Origin of the sequence: Sinorhizobium sp. BG8 (assembly GCF_016864555.1) — a bacterium.
Classification (GTDB): Bacteria; Pseudomonadota; Alphaproteobacteria; order Rhizobiales; family Rhizobiaceae; genus BG8.
This window is the reverse complement of sequence record NZ_CP044011.1, coordinates 424,621-442,894: the sequence shown is the minus strand read 5'-3', so window position 1 is coordinate 442,894 and position 18,274 is coordinate 424,621. Positions and strand designations below refer to the sequence as shown.

20 protein-coding genes are annotated in these 18,274 nt (G+C 61.1%); 13 read left to right on the top strand and 7 right to left on the bottom strand.

Features of this window, described 5'->3' with window-relative positions:
• Position 1 precedes the first annotated feature (1 nt).
• The 3 genes from F3Y30_RS02085 to F3Y30_RS02075 are packed head-to-tail and all read right to left on the bottom strand — an operon-like array spanning position 2 to position 2,680.
• Complete coding sequence (locus tag F3Y30_RS02085) at positions 2–643, bottom strand: LysE family translocator (protein WP_203424932.1); 642 nt, start codon at positions 641–643, stop codon at positions 2–4.
• Positions 644–702: 59 nt separating this feature from the next.
• Positions 703–1,758 carry a histidinol-phosphate transaminase gene (gene hisC / locus F3Y30_RS02080; protein WP_203424931.1) on the bottom strand — a complete coding sequence of 352 codons (1,056 nt, stop codon included), beginning with the start codon at positions 1,756–1,758 and terminating at the stop codon, positions 703–705.
• Between the two features lie 4 nt (positions 1,759–1,762).
• Positions 1,763–2,680: a polyprenyl synthetase family protein gene (locus tag F3Y30_RS02075; protein WP_203424930.1), complete on the bottom strand. Its 918-nt coding sequence runs from the start codon at positions 2,678–2,680 to the stop codon at positions 1,763–1,765.
• A 139-nt stretch (positions 2,681–2,819) separates the two neighbouring features.
• Between F3Y30_RS02075 and mtgA the strand changes: the two genes are divergently transcribed.
• The 3 genes from mtgA (at position 2,820) to rpmF (ending at position 4,652) form a co-directional block, all read left to right on the top strand.
• A complete protein-coding gene (mtgA, locus tag F3Y30_RS02070) occupies positions 2,820–3,566 on the top strand; it encodes a monofunctional biosynthetic peptidoglycan transglycosylase (RefSeq protein WP_203424929.1) in 747 nt (248 codons plus the stop codon).
• Positions 3,567–3,641: 75 nt separating this feature from the next.
• On the top strand, positions 3,642–4,289 hold the full coding sequence (locus F3Y30_RS02065; RefSeq protein WP_203424928.1) for a glutathione S-transferase family protein: 648 nt from the start codon (positions 3,642–3,644) through the stop codon (positions 4,287–4,289).
• A gap of 177 nt (positions 4,290–4,466) precedes the next feature.
• The gene (rpmF, locus tag F3Y30_RS02060) at positions 4,467–4,652 is read left to right on the top strand and encodes a 50S ribosomal protein L32 (protein ID WP_203424927.1); all 186 of its coding nucleotides are present in this window, start codon (positions 4,467–4,469) and stop codon (positions 4,650–4,652) included.
• Positions 4,653–4,814: 162 nt separating this feature from the next.
• Here rpmF and phaR read toward each other — a convergent pair whose 3' ends face one another.
• Positions 4,815–5,393 carry a polyhydroxyalkanoate synthesis repressor PhaR gene (phaR, locus tag F3Y30_RS02055; RefSeq protein ID WP_203426451.1) on the bottom strand — a complete coding sequence of 193 codons (579 nt, stop codon included), beginning with the start codon at positions 5,391–5,393 and terminating at the stop codon, positions 4,815–4,817.
• Positions 5,394–5,716: 323 nt separating this feature from the next.
• Here phaR and F3Y30_RS02050 point away from each other — a divergent pair, with 323 nt between their 5' ends.
• From F3Y30_RS02050 to F3Y30_RS02015, 8 genes are all read left to right on the top strand, one after another.
• Positions 5,717–6,898, top strand: a complete 1,182-nt coding sequence (locus tag F3Y30_RS02050; protein WP_203424926.1) for an acetyl-CoA C-acetyltransferase — start codon at positions 5,717–5,719, stop codon at positions 6,896–6,898.
• Between the two features lie 97 nt (positions 6,899–6,995).
• Complete coding sequence (locus F3Y30_RS02045) at positions 6,996–7,721, top strand: beta-ketoacyl-ACP reductase (protein ID WP_203424925.1); 726 nt, start codon at positions 6,996–6,998, stop codon at positions 7,719–7,721.
• A 269-nt stretch (positions 7,722–7,990) separates the two neighbouring features.
• On the top strand, positions 7,991–8,371 hold the full coding sequence (locus tag F3Y30_RS02040) for a YkvA family protein (protein WP_203424924.1): 381 nt from the start codon (positions 7,991–7,993) through the stop codon (positions 8,369–8,371).
• 401 nt (positions 8,372–8,772) lie between these two features.
• A complete protein-coding gene (locus F3Y30_RS02035; protein ID WP_203424923.1) occupies positions 8,773–9,276 on the top strand; it encodes an invasion associated locus B family protein in 504 nt (167 codons plus the stop codon).
• A gap of 260 nt (positions 9,277–9,536) precedes the next feature.
• Positions 9,537–10,778 carry a 23S rRNA (adenine(2503)-C(2))-methyltransferase RlmN gene (rlmN, locus tag F3Y30_RS02030; RefSeq protein WP_203424922.1) on the top strand — a complete coding sequence of 414 codons (1,242 nt, stop codon included), beginning with the start codon at positions 9,537–9,539 and terminating at the stop codon, positions 10,776–10,778.
• Positions 10,779–10,868: 90 nt separating this feature from the next.
• Positions 10,869–11,822 (top strand): ABC transporter substrate-binding protein, encoded by a 954-nt coding sequence (locus tag F3Y30_RS02025; RefSeq protein WP_203424921.1) that lies wholly within the window; start codon positions 10,869–10,871, stop codon positions 11,820–11,822.
• A gap of 130 nt (positions 11,823–11,952) precedes the next feature.
• Positions 11,953–12,834 (top strand): ABC transporter permease, encoded by an 882-nt coding sequence (locus tag F3Y30_RS02020; RefSeq protein ID WP_203424920.1) that lies wholly within the window; start codon positions 11,953–11,955, stop codon positions 12,832–12,834.
• Entirely contained in the window at positions 12,831–13,625 is a 795-nt protein-coding gene (locus tag F3Y30_RS02015; protein ID WP_203424919.1) for an ABC transporter ATP-binding protein, read from the top strand. The genes F3Y30_RS02020 and F3Y30_RS02015 overlap by 4 nt, the downstream gene beginning before the upstream one ends.
• 25 nt (positions 13,626–13,650) lie before the next feature.
• Here F3Y30_RS02015 and F3Y30_RS02010 read toward each other — a convergent pair whose 3' ends face one another.
• Positions 13,651–14,295, bottom strand: coding sequence for a LysE family translocator (locus F3Y30_RS02010; protein WP_203424918.1), 645 nt, complete (start codon positions 14,293–14,295; stop codon positions 13,651–13,653).
• A 176-nt stretch (positions 14,296–14,471) separates the two neighbouring features.
• Here F3Y30_RS02010 and F3Y30_RS02005 point away from each other — a divergent pair, with 176 nt between their 5' ends.
• A complete protein-coding gene (locus F3Y30_RS02005; RefSeq protein WP_203424917.1) occupies positions 14,472–15,695 on the top strand; it encodes an argininosuccinate synthase in 1,224 nt (407 codons plus the stop codon).
• A gap of 73 nt (positions 15,696–15,768) precedes the next feature.
• On the opposite strand, the gene F3Y30_RS02000 is transcribed toward F3Y30_RS02005, so the two are convergent.
• Positions 15,769–16,998: a multidrug effflux MFS transporter gene (locus F3Y30_RS02000; RefSeq protein WP_203424916.1), complete on the bottom strand. Its 1,230-nt coding sequence runs from the start codon at positions 16,996–16,998 to the stop codon at positions 15,769–15,771.
• Positions 16,995–17,474 carry a MarR family transcriptional regulator gene (locus F3Y30_RS01995; RefSeq protein WP_203424915.1) on the bottom strand — a complete coding sequence of 160 codons (480 nt, stop codon included), beginning with the start codon at positions 17,472–17,474 and terminating at the stop codon, positions 16,995–16,997. Before F3Y30_RS01995 ends, F3Y30_RS02000 begins: the two co-directional genes overlap by 4 nt.
• Before the next feature lie 155 nt (positions 17,475–17,629).
• Here F3Y30_RS01995 and F3Y30_RS01990 point away from each other — a divergent pair, with 155 nt between their 5' ends.
• Positions 17,630–18,271: a LysE family translocator gene (locus F3Y30_RS01990; protein ID WP_203424914.1), complete on the top strand. Its 642-nt coding sequence runs from the start codon at positions 17,630–17,632 to the stop codon at positions 18,269–18,271.
• Positions 18,272–18,274: the final 3 nt, after the last annotated feature.

The following is an 18,274-nucleotide window of genomic DNA, read 5'->3' as shown; positions in this document are numbered from 1 at the left end:
GTCAAATCCGGGCCGTCAACAGTTTCACGCCCGCGAATGCGAAGAAGCCCGCCATCATGGCCTCTATGACGCGGCGGGACTTCAGGTATGCCCTGTGGACCGGCCCGAGCGAGAACACCAGTGCAAACCCGATGAACGTGATGAGCCCGAGCACCATGCATCCGGCGATCAGTGTTACCATCACCCCTGCCGGGGCGCCTGCCGGCATGCCGATCGACGTCAGCATGATCCACGAGAAGATCGCCTTCGGATTGGTAAGGTGGATGCCAAGGCCCTTGAGATACTGCCGTCGCGCGGAAAGCGCGGGCAGCGTCTGCTCGGCCGAGTAAGCCTTGCCGTTTCTGCTCGCGGATCGAAGGGCAACCCACGCGAGCCACAGCAGATAGGCGCCGCCGAGGATTTTCAGCACCACAAGCGCGTGCCCGTAGCTGCGGATCAGTGCAGAAAGGCCGGATGCCGTCAGCACTGCCCATGTATAGGACCCGGTGAGAACGCCGGCGGCCAAGAGAAGACCTGCCCTGCGGCCCTGGCTGACCGATGTTGAAATGATCGCCATGATCGCAGGCCCCGGCGATGCGGTGGCGATCAGGTAGGCCGTCCAGGCGACGGTCAGTTGCGGCATGAAGGGCAGGATTTCAGTCATCGAACCTCGTCCTTATCACGATGGCCGGTTTACATCAGATACTTCACCGTGTGGTCCTGTCAAAGGATGTCGTCGAGTGCGGCAATCAGACGGTCGCAATCCTCCGAGGTGCCGATGGTAATGCGAAGGAAGTCCGAAATACGCGGTTTGGCGAAATGGCGTACCAGAACGGCGCGCTCGCGAAGTCCCTTCGCAAGCGCCTCGCCGCTGCGATCGGGGTGACGCGCGAAGACGAAGTTCGCCAGCGATGGCAAGACCTCGAAGCCGCGCTGGCGCAGCGCTCCGGTGACGCGCTCGCGCGATGCCATGACCTTCAGCCGCGTCTCGTCGAACCAGGCTTCGTCTTCGATTGCCGCGATCGCGCCCGCTTGGGCGGCGCGGTCGAGCGGATAGGAATTGAAGCTGTCCTTCACGCGCTCCAGCGCGTCGATCAGCGGCCGCTGGCCAATGGCGAACCCGACACGCAGTCCGGCAAGCGACCGCGATTTCGAAAGCGTCTGAACCACAAGCAGATTGTCGTACTTACGTGTGAGGGGGACTGCGGTCTCTCCTCCGAAATCGACATAGGCCTCGTCTATCACGACGGGAATGTCTCTGTGCTCGGCCACGAGCGCCTCGATCGCTGAAAGCGGAAGGCCGATACCGGTCGGCGCATTGGGATTGGGAAGAATGATCGCGCCCGCAGGACGGTTGTAGTCGGCGAGGTCGACCGTGAAGTCTTCCGTCAGTGGTACCTCGACCGCGTCTATCCCGAACAGGCGGCAATAGGTCGGATAAAAGCTGTAGCTTATGTCCGGATAGAGCAGTGGAGACTCGTGATTGAGGAGTGCCACGAAGGTGTGGGCCAGCACCTCGTCTGATCCGTTGCCGACGAAGACCTCATCGGCAGTCACTCCGTAGCGCTTCGCAATCGCCTTCCTGAGAGCGACCGCGTTCGCGTCGGGGTAGAGCTTGAGACTGTCGCTAGCGGCAGCCTTTATCGCGTCGATCGCGATCGGCGACGGGCCGTAGGGATTCTCGTTCGTATTGAGCTTTACCAGGTTTTCTATTCGCGGCTGCTCGCCCGCCACATAGGGCTTGAGCGATGCAACGATCGGGGACCAATAGGTGCTCATAACGTCAACTCCTGCGGTTCGCGATGAAACGCGCCGTTTCCACCAATGTCCCTGCCTTGTCGCCGAACGGCGCAAGAATGGCCTCTGCCTCGCGCACCAGGGCATCCAGGCGATGCTCTGCCCAACCCTGGCCATGAAGCGCCACCAGGGTGCCCTTGCCCCGCGAGGCGTCCTTGCCGGTGGCCTTGCCCATTGTCTCGGCGTCGGCGGTCAGATCCAGAAGATCGTCGGCAAGCTGAAAGGCAAGCCCGATGACTTCGCCGAACCGGCGCAGCATCACCCGCTCGGCGGTAGCCGCGCCAGCGAGGATCGCGCCAGCCTCGCAGCCAAAGCGGATCAGGGCGCCCGTCTTCATGGCCTGCAGTGTGACGATGCCGCTCTCATCCGGGGTCGTGCTCTCGGCAGCCAGGTCAAGCGCCTGACCGCCCGCCATCCCGCCGATCCCAGCGGCGCGGGCAAGCGCGAGGACGAGTTCGGTTTTCGTTCGATCAGGGAGAACTGTTTCCGGCGCGGCGATGATGTCGAAAGCGAAGGTCAGCAGGCTGTCGCCCGCCAGAATTGCGGTCGCTTCGTCGAAGGCGATGTGAACGGTCGGCTGTCCTCGTCGAAGATCGTCGTCGTCCATCGCCGGCAGGTCGTCGTGAACGAGTGAGTAACAGTGGATGCACTCCAGGGCTGCGCCGACCCTCAGCGCCGCCTCGCGATCTGCTCCAGGGAACAAGGCTGCCGATTCGATGACCAGGAAAGGGCGCAGGCGTTTACCGCCATTCAGCACTCCATGTCGCATCGCGCCAAGCAGGTGCGCGGGGCGCACGATCTCGCCGCCTTCCGGCTCCGGAGAAAGCAGCCGCGCCAGAACCGTCTCGACAGCCTCCGCATTTGCCTTCAGGCGGTGCTGGAAATCTTGTGTCTCTTTGGTCATGGCCGCTCTTTGGCACGGGCCTATTCCGCTGGCAACGGCGAATCCCTGGGAGACTGACAAAGAATCGCCGCCGCCACTGGCTTTGCTACGGCGCTGAGGTTATGAAAACCGGGGATGGCGAGAGGACGGACCGCTGCTTTTGGAGATCTTACCGGACACACGCACGGACACGGAGTTGCCGGCCAGTGAGGGCGAGGGTGTGAGCAAACGGCTTCGCCGCTCCTGGAGGAAGCTGGCGCTGGCAGCGCTGGCCATCCTGTTCCTTCCCTATGCCCTGATCCTCATCTACGCCATCGAACCTGTCCGTCCGATTTCTACCCTGATGCTCGCCGATCTCGTGACGTTTCGCGGATACGACCGGCAATGGGTCGAATTCGACGAGATCGCCCCGGTTCTGGTCCAGTCCGTCATGATGTCCGAGGACGGCCAGTTCTGCCGTCATCGCGGAGTCGATTGGGGCGAAATGCGCGGCGTGGTCAACGATGCCCTCGATGGCGAGGCGACGCGCGGCGCGAGCACGATCCCCATGCAGACGGCGAAGAATTTGTTCCTCTGGAACGGCCGCTCCTTCGTGCGCAAGGCAATGGAGCTCCCGCTGGCGCTTGCGGCGGATTTCGTCTGGAGCAAACGGCGCCTGATGGAGATCTACCTCAACATTGCCGAGTGGGGCCCCGGCATCTATGGCATCGAAGCGGCTGCCCAGCACCATTTCAACGTGCCGGCATCGAAGCTTTCGCGGAGGCAGGCTGCCTTGCTTGCCGTGTCGCTTCCCAATCCGATCGACCGCAACGCCTCCAAGCCGGGGCGCGGCCTCAAGCGGCTGGCTTCCCTGATCGAGCGCCGTGCGAGCCGTTCAGGCGAATACATCAAATGCCTTTATGAGTGAGTTCAGTGCATTTCATTGGCCGCAGACGGCGCCGGCGAATAGTGTCGCGCCATCCGAAATGTGCAGGAGCCCCCTATGTCCGACCTCGTTCTCTATATCGGAAACAAGAACTATTCCTCATGGTCGTTTCGCCCATGGATCGCGATGACCGCGGCGGGAGTATCCTTTGAAGACGTGGTGATCCCGTTCGATTTCCCTGCAGGCAATCCGGAGTTTCACAAGTTCTCGCCAACTGGCCGCGTGCCGGTCCTGAAGCACGGCGACATCAGTGTTTGGGAGTCGCTCGCCATCATCGAGTATGTCGCGGAGCTTTATCCGGATGCCGGCATCTGGCCCGCGGACCGTGCGGCGCGCGCCAGCGCCCGGTCGATCTCGATGGAGATGCTGTCGGGGTTCCGGGCGCTGCGCGGCGCCTGCCCCATGAACATCCGGCGCGAGCGGGGCGCGATTGCGCTTCCGGAGGGCGTCACCGAGGACGTTGCGCGAATTCTGGCCATCTGGCGTGAGTGCCTCGACCGTTCGGGTGGACCGTTCCTCTTCGGTGAATTCTCGGCGGCAGACGCGATGTATGCCCCGGTCGTGAACCGGCTCGAAGTCTACGAGTTGACCAAGGATCCGGTCGCCCTGGCCTATATGAGCCGGGTGAAGGCGCATCCGGCCTGGAAGAAGTGGGAAACGGCAGCCCTTGCCGAGCCCTGGATCGTTCCCGAAGACGAGGCTTGACCATATGCTGCTCCAACCTTCGGCCGGACGGAGCGGATTCGAAAAATTGTGTTGAGGGACTGGTCAAGCAGGATTTTGCCATGTATAAGCCCGGCAAATTTCCGAGATAGATACATGTCTTTTTCGGCCATTTTGAGTGGCCGGGGACATGTTTTGCCCGTTAAGTGGAGTAGTGAAATGGCTGTACCGAAAAGAAAAACAAGCCCGTCCAAGCGCGGTATGCGCCGTTCTGCTGACGGTCTTAAGGCTCCGACCTATATCGAAGACAAGAACTCCGGCGAACTGCGCCGCCCGCACCATGTCGATCTGAAGACCGGCATGTATCGCGGCCGTCAGGTCCTGACGCCGAAGGAAAGCGCATAAGCTTTCCTCTGATGGGTTACGATAAAAAGGGGCTGGTGTAACCGGCCCCTTTTCTTTTTCTTCTTCTCTTGGCCCGTTGCCCGATGTGCCTCGCGACACCCAGTGCATTCGGGCAGAAGCGAACATTGCGCCTCACGCCCGGTTCGCGCGTTACCTTCGGCTTCAGCCGAACTTGTCGAGCTTGTTCTGCAGCGCGCGCAACTGCTCCTTGAGATCGTCGATGTCCTTGGCTTCCGCCTTCTTCGTTTCCTTCGGCTGCGGAGTATTCATGAAGGGCGAGAACATCTGCATCGCCTTGTGGAACATTTCCGTGTTGCGCCGCACCTGCTCCTCGACGATCTGAATCGGGAGCTGGAGATTCTTGCTGATCGGCGTGTCCCCGAATGCCTTGTTGATCTGCTCGCGCATCTGTGCCTGTTGTTCGGTGAACGCCTGCATTGAATGCTCGAGATAACTCGGCACGACCATCTGCATCTGGTCGCCGTAATACGAGATCAGCTGCCGCAGGAACGAGATCGGCAGCAATGTATTGCCGGTCTTGGATTCCTGCTCGAAGATGATCTGCGTCAGGACGGAATGCGTTATGTCCTCCCCGGATTTGGCGTCCTGCACGGTGAAGTCCTCTCCCTTCTTCACCATGACGGCCAAATCGTCGAGCGTCACATAGGTGCTCGTTCCGGTATTGTAGAGTCTTCGGTTCGCGTATTTCTTGATGACTATCTGACCGTCATTCTTGGCCATCTGGGTCTCCTCATCCCCGTGTTCCAATTCTGCTTTTTGGTCGAAATGAGTATCCGCAAAAAAAACCTGCTGACAATCGAATTGTGCGTTGCGGCGAAAAATGCTGCGCAAAATAACTTGGCGAAACGCAAGCGCCAGCCAGTTTGATTGCAGCGAGCCGACGATCCGTTTGACTCTGCCCCCCAGCTTTGCCAGTTTTGACTTGAGGGTTCGCCGGCACTGCTTTGCCGGTGTATCGTGAACTACCCGGACGAGCGTGCCCATATCAACGGTATCGCACTGGTGCCGCAGGGGACGCAGGACAACAAACGAGGAAGCACTCCATGAGCACTCCATCCATTGTCATCGCCAGCGCCGCACGCACCGCCGTCGGCACATTCAACGGAGCCTTCGCCAACAATCCCGCCCATGAGCTGGGCGCCACGGTGATTTCTGCGGTTCTCGAGCGCGCCGGTGTCGCCGCTGAAGAGGTGGATGAAGTCATTCTTGGCCAGGTGCTGCAGGCGGGCGAGGGGCAGAATCCGGCGCGCCAGGCAGCCATTAAGGCGGGCATTCCCCAGGAGAAGACGGCCTGGACCATGAACCAGCTCTGCGGTTCGGGCTTGCGCGCCGTTGCGCTCGGCATGCAGCAGATCGCCACCGGTGATGCTTCCATCATCGTCGCCGGCGGCATGGAGTCGATGTCCATGGCTCCGCATTGCGCCCACCTGCGCGGCGGGGTCAAGATGGGCGACTTCAAGATGATCGATACGATGATCAAGGACGGCCTGACGGACGCATTCTACGGCTACCACATGGGCATCACTGCAGAAAACGTCGCCAAGCAGTGGCAGCTTTCGCGCGAGGAGCAGGATCTCTTTGCCGTTTCCTCCCAGAACAAGGCCGAGGCTGCGCAGAAGGAAGGACGCTTCAAGGACGAGATCGTGCCTTTCGTCGTCAAGACCCGGAAGGGCGACATCGTCGTCGATGCGGACGAATATATCCGCCACGGCGCAACGCTGGATTCGGTGGCGAAGCTGCGCCCGGCCTTCGACAAGGATGGAACGGTGACTGCCGCAAACGCCTCCGGCATCAACGACGGGGCGGCTGCGACGCTGCTGATGAGCGAAGCGGAGGCCTCCCGCCGGGGCATCGCGCCTCTGGCGCGCATCGTCTCCTGGGCTACTGCCGGGGTCGATCCGAAAATCATGGGAACCGGTCCCATTCCGGCATCGCGCAAGGCGCTGGAGAGAGCCGGCTGGAAGGTCGGAGACCTCGATCTCGTGGAAGCAAACGAAGCCTTTGCCGCCCAGGCATGCGCCGTCAACAAGGACCTCGGCTGGGATCCGTCGATCGTCAACGTCAACGGCGGAGCGATCGCGATCGGGCATCCGATCGGTGCTTCGGGTGCACGCGTACTCAACACGCTACTTTTTGAGATGAAGCGCCGTGGCGTATCGAAAGGACTGGCCACACTTTGCATCGGGGGCGGAATGGGCGTCGCTCTCTGCGTTGAACGCATGTAAGCATTCACTTACCAAACGGGCACCCGGCGGCACGCGATCGTGTGCCGTGGGGAATGCTCCGCGCATCCAATCAAAATACGATTAGGGAGTGAAGCATATGACCAGGATAGCATTGGTGACCGGCGGGTCACGCGGTATTGGCGCGGCCATCTCTATCGCGCTGAAGGATGCAGGGTACAAGGTTGCGGCCAACTACGCCGGAAACGACGAGGCCGCTGAGGCTTTCAAGGCCAAGACCGGCATTCCCGTCTACAAGTGGGACGTATCGAGCTACGAGGCCTGTGTTGCAGGCATCGCAAAGGTGGAGGCGGATCTCGGCCCCATCGAAATCCTCGTCAACAATGCCGGCATCACGCGGGATGCCATGTTCCACAAGATGACCCCTGATCAATGGGGAGCCGTCATAAACACCAACCTGACAGGCCTCTTCAACATGACGCACCCGGTCTGGACCGGCATGCGGGATCGCAACTTCGGCCGCGTCATCAACATCTCCTCGATCAACGGACAGAAGGGGCAGATGGGGCAGGCCAACTATTCGGCGGCGAAGGCAGGAGACCTCGGCTTCACCAAGGCGCTCGCGCAGGAAGGTGCGGCGAAGGGCATTACTGTCAATGCCATTTGCCCCGGCTACATCGGAACGGAAATGGTCCTTGCAGTTCCGGAAAAAGTGTTAAACGAGCGCATCATTCCCCAGATCCCGGTGGGGCGGCTCGGCGAGCCGGAAGAGATCGCGCGCGCAGCAGTGTTTCTCGCTTCCGACGATGCCGGGTTCATTACCGGATCTACACTCAGCGTAAACGGCGGCCAGTTCGTCGTATGAACAAGGCAGTCGCCGGCGCCCCTAGGGTAGCGCGCCGGCGACCGCTGGCGCAACTTATCCACTGTTTCCTATGGTTAACAGTTTGATTTTGCACCAAATGTTGCGGTGAACAAAAGCGGAAACCAGCTGTGTCCGCCCTTTGTCGCCGATTCGTTCCGGCTTTGGTCGTGCGCAGCTGAAGTCTCTCATCCGGTTGAAGCGGATCTGGACCATACCCATATCGTTAGCGGCAGAGCGCCGCGTGCGCGGCATGCTCATGGAGTGTGGGAATGGATGACGTAAAGATCGGCGAAATCCTGCTGCCCGGCGATGAAGACGAGCAGGAAAACCAGCAGCGAAAGGTAAAGAAGCGCTTCTGGCCGACGCTGAAGCGTGCCTTCCGACAGGTTCCCTTCAGCCGTGACCTCGTGGCCGCCTACTATTGCGCCATGGATCCGAAGACGCCGGTGCGCGTTCGGGGCATTTTGCTCGCGGCACTTGCCTACTTCGTCCTTCCGTTCGATTCGCTCCCTGACTTCCTTGCCGTGATCGGCTATTCCGACGACGTTGCGATCATCGCTGCCGCGCTTGCGGCGATCGGCGGCCACATCCGCGAGCAGCACTATGAGGCGGCGGACAGGGCGCTGTCCACGGACGCAGGGGACCGTTGATCCGGGAGAACAGGCCGGCAGTCATCTTCGTCTGCACCGCATGATTCTGCGGACATCCAGCTTCATACGGGCCTTGTCGGGGGAGAGATGCTTTGCGGCGCGCGAAATCGGAGCGGCGGGTTCGACAAGCGTCAAATTCTTGCCTGAATCTTTATGGCATAGAGTCGTCTGACGGGTTTCTATCTCACCATCGACGGTCCTGTAGCACCCGCCTTCTAGAAGGCAGGCGGTACGATTTGCATGGAGCGCTGACCCATTGTATTTCAACCGCATGAGGAAAATGGAATGCGCGTTGACGGTTTGGTAACGTGAATTAAGTCAAAATAAATCAAATCTTCATCATACATTGTACCGCTCAGCACCATAAGGGCGTCGAAAGACAAGACAATCGGCAGGAAAACATGTTCGTAAGAAAGCTCGCGACCGCACTCTCAATTGTTCTGGCAACTTCCGGCATTGCTTCCGCGCAGTCCCCGACCCGCATTCAGCAGTTCAACGCCTGGGGTGCTTATTCCTATCAGGCGAGTGGCGGCAAGGTATGCTACGTCCTCTCCGTTCCCAAGGAGAAGAGCCCGGCCAACGTCGACCACGGTGATATCTTCTTCCTGGTATCGCAGCGCCCCGGTCAGAATATCAGCTACGAACCGCAGGCAATGATGGGTTACCCCCTCCAGGAGAACTCCAAGGTGAGCGTCATCATCGACGGACGCAACTTCGTGATGTTCACCAAGGGCAATTCTGCCTGGGTGGAGAACGCCGCCGAAGAGCCGGCCCTCGTCGCGGCGATGAAGTCCGGCAAGGACATGTCGGTAAAGGCGACATCGCGCAAGGGCACCGTAACGTCCTACGCCTATTCGCTGTCCGGTATCTCGGCCGCGCTGAAGCAGATCGAGGCGTGCAAGTAATTTCAGCCTTGGAGCCGCAAGGCTTTGCGAAAGGGCCGGTCGCAGCGACCGGCCCTTTCGCGTTGAGAAGCTGCTGTGCGCGCCATGGACCGGCCTGCGGCATGCAGGGTGACTTTGCGGAAAAACAATGCTAAAGGCGCGCTCAAGGAGCTGCGCGGCTGTTCGCGCAATCGGGCTCGACAGATTTTCATGCTTGACAGACGGCCACCGCACGGAGGGATTCCTCCGCGAGAACGTTCAGCCGTAACAGGATTGCTCTTATGGCGACTATGGACTTTGTAAACACCGCCGAACGGGCCGCTGCGCCAGTGCAGCGCAAGGCAATGGCGGCCGAGAAGCCGTCGCTGATCGGTCTCCCGCGCGAGGACATGGCAAAGGCACTTGCCGAATGCGGCGTTCCCGAGCGCCAGGTCAAGATGCGGGTGAGCCAGCTCTGGCACTGGCTCTATGTGCGCGGCGTTTCCGACTTCGATCACATGACCAACGTGTCGAAGGAGATGCGTGAGATGCTGAAGCAGCATTTCACCATCGCACGTCCGGAGATCGTCGAAGAACAGATCTCGACGGACGGCACCCGGAAATGGCTTCTGCGCTTTCCGCCGCGCGGCGCGGGTCGGCCGGTTGAGGTCGAGAGCGTCTACATCCCGGAGGAAGGCCGCGGCACGCTGTGCATATCGAGCCAGGTCGGCTGCACGCTCACCTGCTCCTTCTGTCATACGGGAACGCAGAAGCTCGTGCGCAATCTGACCGCGGAGGAAATCCTCTCCCAGTTGCTGCTGGCGCGCGACCGGCTCGGAGATTTTCCGGACCGTGATACGCCCGCGGGTGCGATCGTACCGGCCGAGGGTCGCAAGATCAGCAACATCGTGATGATGGGCATGGGCGAACCGCTCTACAATTTCGAACACGTCAAGACGGCGCTGCTGATCGCGTCGGATGGCGACGGGCTTTCGCTCTCGAAGCGGCGCATAACGCTTTCGACGTCGGGCGTCGTTCCGGAAATCTACCGCACCGGCGAAGAAATCGGCGTCATGCTGGCGATTTCGCTGCATGCCGTGCGCGACGATCTGCGCGACATGCTGGTGCCGATCAACAAGAAGTATCCGCTGAAGGAACTTCTCGACGCCTGCCGGGCCTATCCCAGCCTTTCCAATGCGCGCAGGATCACCTTCGAGTACGTCATGCTGAAGGACGTCAACGATACGCTCGAGGATGCCAAGGAACTCGTGCGGCTGCTCAAGGGCATTCCGGCCAAGATCAATCTCATTCCGTTCAATCCGTGGCCGGGTACGAACTACCAGTGTTCCGACTGGGAACAGATCGAGAAGTTCGCCGATTTCATCAATGCCGCCGGATATGCCTCGCCGATTCGCACGCCCCGCGGGCGCGACATTCTTGCCGCGTGCGGTCAGCTCAAGTCGGACTCCGAGCGCATGCGCAAGGTCGACAGGATGGCGTTCGAGGCAATGATGATCGCCAATCATGGCGAAGACGACGCATAACAAAGTTTGATTGGTAAAGATTCCGTTGCCGATTGATTGAGGCGCCTCCGTTGCCTAAAAAGGCGCCAAAATCACCTACGGAGGTCCAAAATGCGTTCATTTTTGCTGGCCCTTGCCGCCACTGTGGCAATGTCCATGCCCGCTCGCGCTGACGAGGTCACGGTTGCCGTCACGGCTATCGTGGAACATCCGGCGCTTGACGCGGTTCGCGACGGCGTCAAGGAGGCCCTGGCCGCCGCCGGCTACAAGGATGGCGAGAACCTCAAATTCATCTATGAGTCCGCACAGGGCAATCCGGCGACCGCCGCGCAGATCGCGCGCCAGTTCGCTGGCGAGGATCCGACGGTGATCGTGCCGATCTCCACACCGTCGGCTCAGGCAGTCGTTTCGGCGACCCGTGATATCCCGATCGTTTTCACGGCTGTCTCCGATCCGCTCGGCGCGCAGCTCGTCAAGGACATGGAAAAGCCCGGCGGCAACGTGACCGGACTTTCCGACATGTCTCCCGTGGCCGAGCACGTGGCGCTGATCAAGGAGATCCTCCCCAACGTCAAGACGATCGGCTACCTCTACAACTCCGGGGAAGCCAACTCCGTCTCGTTGCTTGCAGTATTGAAAGCTGAAGCCGAGAAGGCCGGTCTTTCCATCGTCGAATCCGCCGCAACGAAATCTGCCGAGGTTCAGGGTGCCGCTCGCGCGCTCGTCGGGCGTGCCGATGCCATCTACGTCCCGACCGACAACACGATCATTTCCGCACTCGAAGGTGCGGTCGCCGTTGCGGAGGAGGCAAAGCTGCCGCTCTTCACGGCCGACACGGACTCCGTCTCGCGTGGGTCGCTCGCGGCTCTCGGCTTCAACTACCACGATGTCGGCAAGCAGACCGGAGAGGTCGTGGTGCGTATCCTGAAGGGCGAGAATGCCGGCGACATCCCGGTGCGGATCGCTGCGGGAAGCGATCTCGTGGTGAACAAGGCTGCCGCCGGGAAGATGGGCGTAACCCTGCCCGAAAGCGTCCTCGGCCGCGCAAACCGCGTCGTCGAGTAAGAAGCCGTACAACGGTTTCGAACAGAACCGATATTTGACCGCCCCGGACACCCGGTGGCGGTCAACTCTATTTGAAACGCTTCGCTTCGCCGTCGGGCGGGGCGGACATCAGGAATGAGGACCGATTGCAGTGAGTCAGATCGCATTCTGGGGAGCCGTTGAACTGGGGCTGGTTTACGCCTTCGTCGCGCTCGGCGTGTTCCTCGCCTTCCGTGTCCTCGATTTTCCGGATCTCACGGTCGACGGATCGTTTCCCCTTGGCGCTGCGGTGACGGCCGTCCTGATCATTGCAGGCGTGAACCCCTGGCTCGCGGCAGCCGTGGCCATGGTTGCGGGGGCCGCAGCAGGCCTGGTCACGGCCTTGCTGAATGTGCGCTTCCGTATCCTGAACCTGCTCGCATCTATCCTCACCATGATCGCGCTCTTCTCCGTGAACCTGCGCGTCATGGGCAAGCCCAACGTGGCGCTGATCAACGCCGACACCATGCTGAGCCCGTTCTTCGGCCACGGCCTCAGGGATTTCTACGTGCGCCCGCTCTTCATCGGCGTCCTCGTCGTCATTGCGATCGTGCTCGTCTGGCGCTTCCTCGAAAGCGATGCGGGCCTGGCCATGCGGGCGACCGGCGCCAATGCCCGAATGGCGCGGGCACAGGGCGTGGACACCAGCCGGCAGATCTACCTCGGCATGGCGATCTCCAACGCTCTCGTGGCGCTTGGCGGCGCGCTCTTTGCACAGACGAACGGTTTCGCAGATGTAACCTCGGGCGTCGGCACGATCGTCGTCGGTCTCGCCGCTGTCATCATCGGCGAAACGCTGCTTGGGACCCGCGGCATCCTTATCGCGCTCATCGGCTGCGTTCTGGGTTCTATTCTCTACCGCATCGCCATCCAGCTCGCGCTATCGACCGATGTCCTGGGGCTGCAGGCGTCGGACCTGAATTTCGTCACCGCCCTGTTGGTTACGATCGCGCTTGTCCTTCCCCGACTTCGCCGCGGTGGAGCCACCTCATGATCACACTCAAGGATATCAAGGTCGTATTCGGACGCGGGACGCCCTTGCAAAAGCAGGCGCTCAACGGCGTCAGCCTGACGATCGAGCAGGGTTCGTTCGTCACGGTGATCGGATCGAACGGTGCAGGCAAGTCGACACTGCTCAGCGTGCTTGCGGGTGACGTGCTGCCAACCGAAGGACAAGTCCTAATCGGCAGTGCCGACGTCACGCGCAAGGCGACATCCGCGCGCGCGGGCCTTGTTGCCCGCGTGTTCCAGGATCCCCTCACCGGGAGCTGCGGTTCGCTATCGATCGAGGAAAACATGGCGCTTGCCTCAAGGCGCGGCGAACGCCGCGGTCTTGTCGCGTCGCTCGGGCCGCAGCGGCGGTCGGTGTTCAGGGATCGCATCGCAGAACTCAATCTCGGGCTCGAGAACCGGATGGGTGATCGCATGGATCTCCTCTCCGGTGGCCAGAGGCAGGCGGTCTCGCTGGTCATGGCGACGCTTGCCGGCTCCGAAGTTCTGCTGCTCGACGAGCATACGGCGGCTCTCGACCCGGGGATGGCCGAGTTCATCATGAAGCTCACGCAGAAGATCGTTTCCGAACGCAAGCTCACCACGCTGATGGTCACACATTCGATGCGCCAGGCACTCGATTTCGGCCACCGCACGGTGATGCTCCACGGCGGCGAGATCATCCTCGACGTGAGCGGCGACAGCAGGAAGACGCTCCAGGTCGAGGACCTGATTGCAATGTTCCGCAAGATGCGCGGCGAAACGCTCGATGACGATGCGCTGCTGATCGGCTGAAGAAGTCCCCTCGGGCGCGCTCCGGCTAGCGCGCCTGGGTGAAGAAAATCTTCACGGCGAAGATCGAGAACACGCCTGCAAACGTGTAGTCGATGGCCCGCATCACGTATTTCTTTCGCTGAAGCCAGCTCGACAGCCAGTCGGCGGTCAGTATGACGGCCATGTTGACGGGCATGGCCGCGACGATGAAGAAGAAGCCGAGGAAGAGCAGCTTCTGGGTCACCGCCGGATCGTGCGCAGTCACGAACTGCGGCAGGAACGTCATGAAGAAGATGATAACCTTCGGATTGAGAAGATTTACCGACAGGCCGGTCGAAATGTTGGCGAGCGGTGTCGCCGCCTTTGCCTCGACCTTGGTGCCAACGGCGAGGCTCGATCCGTAGCGAATTGCCTGCACCGCCAGCCAGAACAGGTAGGCGGCTCCTCCCGTCTTCAGGATCATGAAAGCCGTTGGAGAAGCAGTGATCAGGGCCGAAATGCCGAACGCGACCAAGAGCGTGTGAACGACACAGCCGAGGCTCGTTCCGATGACCACGAAGAATGCGGCAGCCTTGCCCTGCGAAAGGGCGCGGCTGATCGAGAGCGTCATGTCAGGCCCGGGTGTGGCCGCAAGCAACAGCGTCGCGGCGGTGAAGGCGAGCAGCGTGGGAAGCGAAGGCAGGAAGTCCATGTGTCGGATCCGATGTCGTGTCGTTGCTGACTGATACTCTGCGATCGGATATTTTGCCATCCAAATTGCGGCACTTCGTCGTGTTGTGCTTGTGTCCCGGCGCTTTCTGGCTAAAAGTGCCGCGGAATTCTCGGGCGGCACGGCCTCCTATCCAAGCACCAGACGGACAGACAACCATGGCAGCGCAAAAGCAAGTTAAGAAGGTCGTTCTCGCCTACTCCGGCGGTCTCGATACCTCCATCATCCTGAAGTGGCTCCAGACGGAACTCGGCGCCGAAGTCGTCACCTTCACCGCCGATCTCGGCCAGGGCGAAGAGCTCGAGCCGGCGCGCAAGAAGGCGGAGATGCTCGGCATCAAGGAAATCTTCATCGAGGATGTCCGCGAGGAGTTCGTTCGCGACTTCGTGTTCCCGATGTTCCGTGCCAACGCCGTGTACGAAGGCGTCTACCTGCTCGGCACCTCGATCGCTCGCCCGCTGATCTCCAAGCACCTGATCGAGATCGCCAAGAAGACCGGTGCCGACGCGATCGCCCATGGCGCCACCGGCAAGGGCAACGACCAGGTTCGCTTCGAGCTTTCGGCCTATGCACTGAACCCCGACATCAAGATCATCGCCCCCTGGCGCGACTGGTCGTTCAAGAGCCGTACGGATCTCCTGAACTTCGCCGAACAGCACCAGATCCCGGTCGCCAAGGACAAGAAGGGCGAAGCGCCGTTCTCGGTCGATGCAAACCTTCTGCACTCGTCCTCCGAAGGCAAGGTCCTTGAGGACCCGGCGCAGGAAGCTCCGGAATATGTGCACATGCGCACGATCTCGCCGGAAGCCGCGCCGGACAAGGCGACAGTCATCACCGTCGGCTTCGAGCGTGGCGACGCGGTTTCGATCAACGGCGTGCGAATGTCGCCCGCAACGCTGCTCGCAACCCTCAACACCTATGGCCGCGACAATGGCATTGGGCGTCTCGACCTCGTGGAGAACCGCTTCGTCGGAATGAAGTCCCGTGGCGTCTACGAAACGCCTGGCGGCACAATCCTGCTTGCGGCGCACCGTGCGATGGAATCGATCACGCTCGATCGCGGCGCGGCGCACCTCAAGGACGAAATGATGCCGCGCTACGCGGAGCTCATCTACTACGGCTTCTGGTTCTCGCCGGAGCGCGAAATGCTGCAGGCGCTCATCGACAAGAGCCAGGAGCATGTCGAGGGCGAGGTGACGCTCAAGCTCTACAAGGGCAATGTCATGGTCACCGGCCGCAAGAGCGACAAGTCGCTCTATTCCGACAAGCTCGTCACGTTCGAGGACGACCAGGGCGCCTATGATCAGAAGGACGCTGCGGGCTTCATCAAGCTCAATGCGCTTCGCCTGCGCACTCTTGCTGCCCGCAACCGCCGCGGCTGACCGACCGCTGCTTTCTGACAGAACCAGGCCCGCCCGCGCATGCGCCGGCGGGCCTTTTCATTGATGAAGGTGTCTATTCGCCGATGGCAGCAGCAGCCTCGGAGGCGGCTTGCCGCTCGGCCTTCCGGACGGATGTCAGGAACCACACGTAGCTCGCAATCGCCATCAGCCCCATGGAAGGGATGATCGTGCCGAAGGACGTGAGGGGAATGCCAATGGCGGCTGCCAGCATTCCGGCGGCAAAGCCCGAGCCCATCTGAACGAAACCCATCAGGGCGGAAGCGGAACCGGCGATGTGGGGGAACGGGTACATCCCGGCTGTCGTCATATGAGGTGTCACGAAGGCGATGCCGAACGTGTAGAAGGCGACGGGCAACATGATCGAAAGAAACGAAGGTGGGACGTAGGCGACCGAAAGCGCCATGATCAGGCTGCCGGCGCCGATGAAGCCGAGCCCGGTGCGAACCGACAGAGATCCGCCATATCGGCGCGAAAAGTACCGAAGCGCCACTGAGCCAGTGAAATAGGAACCGGACTGCATCAGCATTCCCATGCCGAATTGCGTCGGGGTTAGGCCAACCTTCTCGATGAGGATGAAGGGCAGCATCGTCGACTGGGCGTAGAGCGCCCCGACGGCCCCGCCCATGACAAGGGCAGAGGCGACGAAGCGACTGTCTCGCAAAAGCTCCCAGTAGGCCGCGACGAGTGGGCCGGGTGCCGCTCGGCGCCTGTTGGGAACGATTGTCTCCTTCATGAAGACCGTGATCGTGAGGCACGACAACAGGCCGAAACCGACCATGAGGAAGAAAATGGAAGACCAGCCGAAGGCGGCGAGCGTAAGGCCACCGATCGTCGGTGCCATGGCAGGCCCTATGGCCAGCATGATCCCCACCAGGTTCATGATACGCGCGGCTTCCGCGCCTATGAACTGATCGCGCACGATGGCGCGCGCCACTGTGATGCCGACGGAGGCTCCGATCCCCTGAATGAGCCTGCCTGCGAGCAGCCACTCGATCGAGGGCGCGAAGGCGGCCGAGAGGCTGCCGACCAGGTAGATCGCCAGGAATATCACCGTCGCGGTCCGGCGCCCGAAGGCATCCGCCAATGGCCCGGCAACGAGCTGGGCAAAGGCGAAGCCGCAGAAGTACAAGGAAAGCGTCAGCTTGATCGCCGATTCGGTCGTTGCGAAGGCGTGCACGAGCTCCGGCATGGCGGGTGTGTACAGCGACATCGATATGGGGCCGATGGTCGCCAGAAGGGCGCCCAGGGATGCCGTTCTCCGCTCGGTCATTCGCCGCGTCATGAATTTTCGCCTTTTTCGCCGGGATTTGACGACCGATCGGGCTGACGCAGGTTCTGGCGCAGAATGATGAGCTTGGCCCGCAGGTCCTCGCGTTCCTCCAGATCGAGACCTGCAGTAACGTCACCCATGAGAATTCGCATCTCTGCCTTTATGTCGGCGAGCAGCGGATCTGCCTTTTCGGTGACGACAACGTTCTTCGCGCGGCGATCGCAGGCGTCGGGGACGCGTTCAACCAGCCCCAGAGCCTCAAGTCTGTCGAGATAGGCGGAGAGCGTCATCGGCTCGATGCCCATGCGAACTGCGATGTCCGCTTGCTTGCTGCGACCGTAGGCGGAGATCTGGATGAGGGTGCGGGCCTCGCCCGGCGTGATGCCAAGGGCGGAGGCATTGATGCTTCGGTCGAATGCGCCGCGCAGCAAGCGCGAGACGTCGGACAGGAGCATGCCGATGGTATCGGGGTCGAATTTGGTCTGCATCGTTCGGGACTGGAATTTAATAAGGTTTACTTAGCATCTGCGATCGAATGGAGCAAGCTCAGTCGCATCAGTGGCGCCGTGGTCTGGTCGTTTCACCAGGCTTGACTGCAACCTGGCGACAGGGTCGAATGGTACGTCCCGTCGCAGGAGATTTCATGACGTCGTCAATGCTGTTCGGTGCCTTCATGGCGGCACTGCTCTATGTTCTTATACCCGGTCCCGCCTTTCTGGCGCTCCTTGGTATCGGCGCCGGGCAGGGCCGAAAGGCCGGGGCGCTCTTCATGGGCGGTCATCTGGCCGGCGATCTCCTGTGGTCTGCGCTTGCGCTCGTCGCGATCGTCGGCGCAAAAACCATCGGCTCGACAGTTTTCGACGTCCTCGGTCTGCTCTGCGGTTTCTATCTCGCCTGGATCGGCTGGACGGCGCTGAGTGCAAAGCGGCATGCGGAAGGCGCCGCGGTATTGACGGTCGAACGGCCCCTGCGGCGTGGGCTTATCTTCGGGCTCACCAATCCCAAGGGCTATCCGGTGGCGCTCGCGACGTTTACCGCGCTTCTGGCAAGCTCGTCCAACGCGCTGGATTTTCACGCCCTGCCACTGCTGCTTGCCGTCTCGTTCTTCGGCTTCCTGACGGCGGACGTCATCCTGATAGGGATTATCGGCGCTGCGCATGTGCGCCGTTTCTACCGACGCCACGAACTCGCGATCGTGAGGATGTCCGGTGTGCTGTTCATGGGATTTGCGGTTCAGGCGGTATGCCATGCGGCACCCGGCCTTCTCGGCTGGCGCAAACCTTGAGGC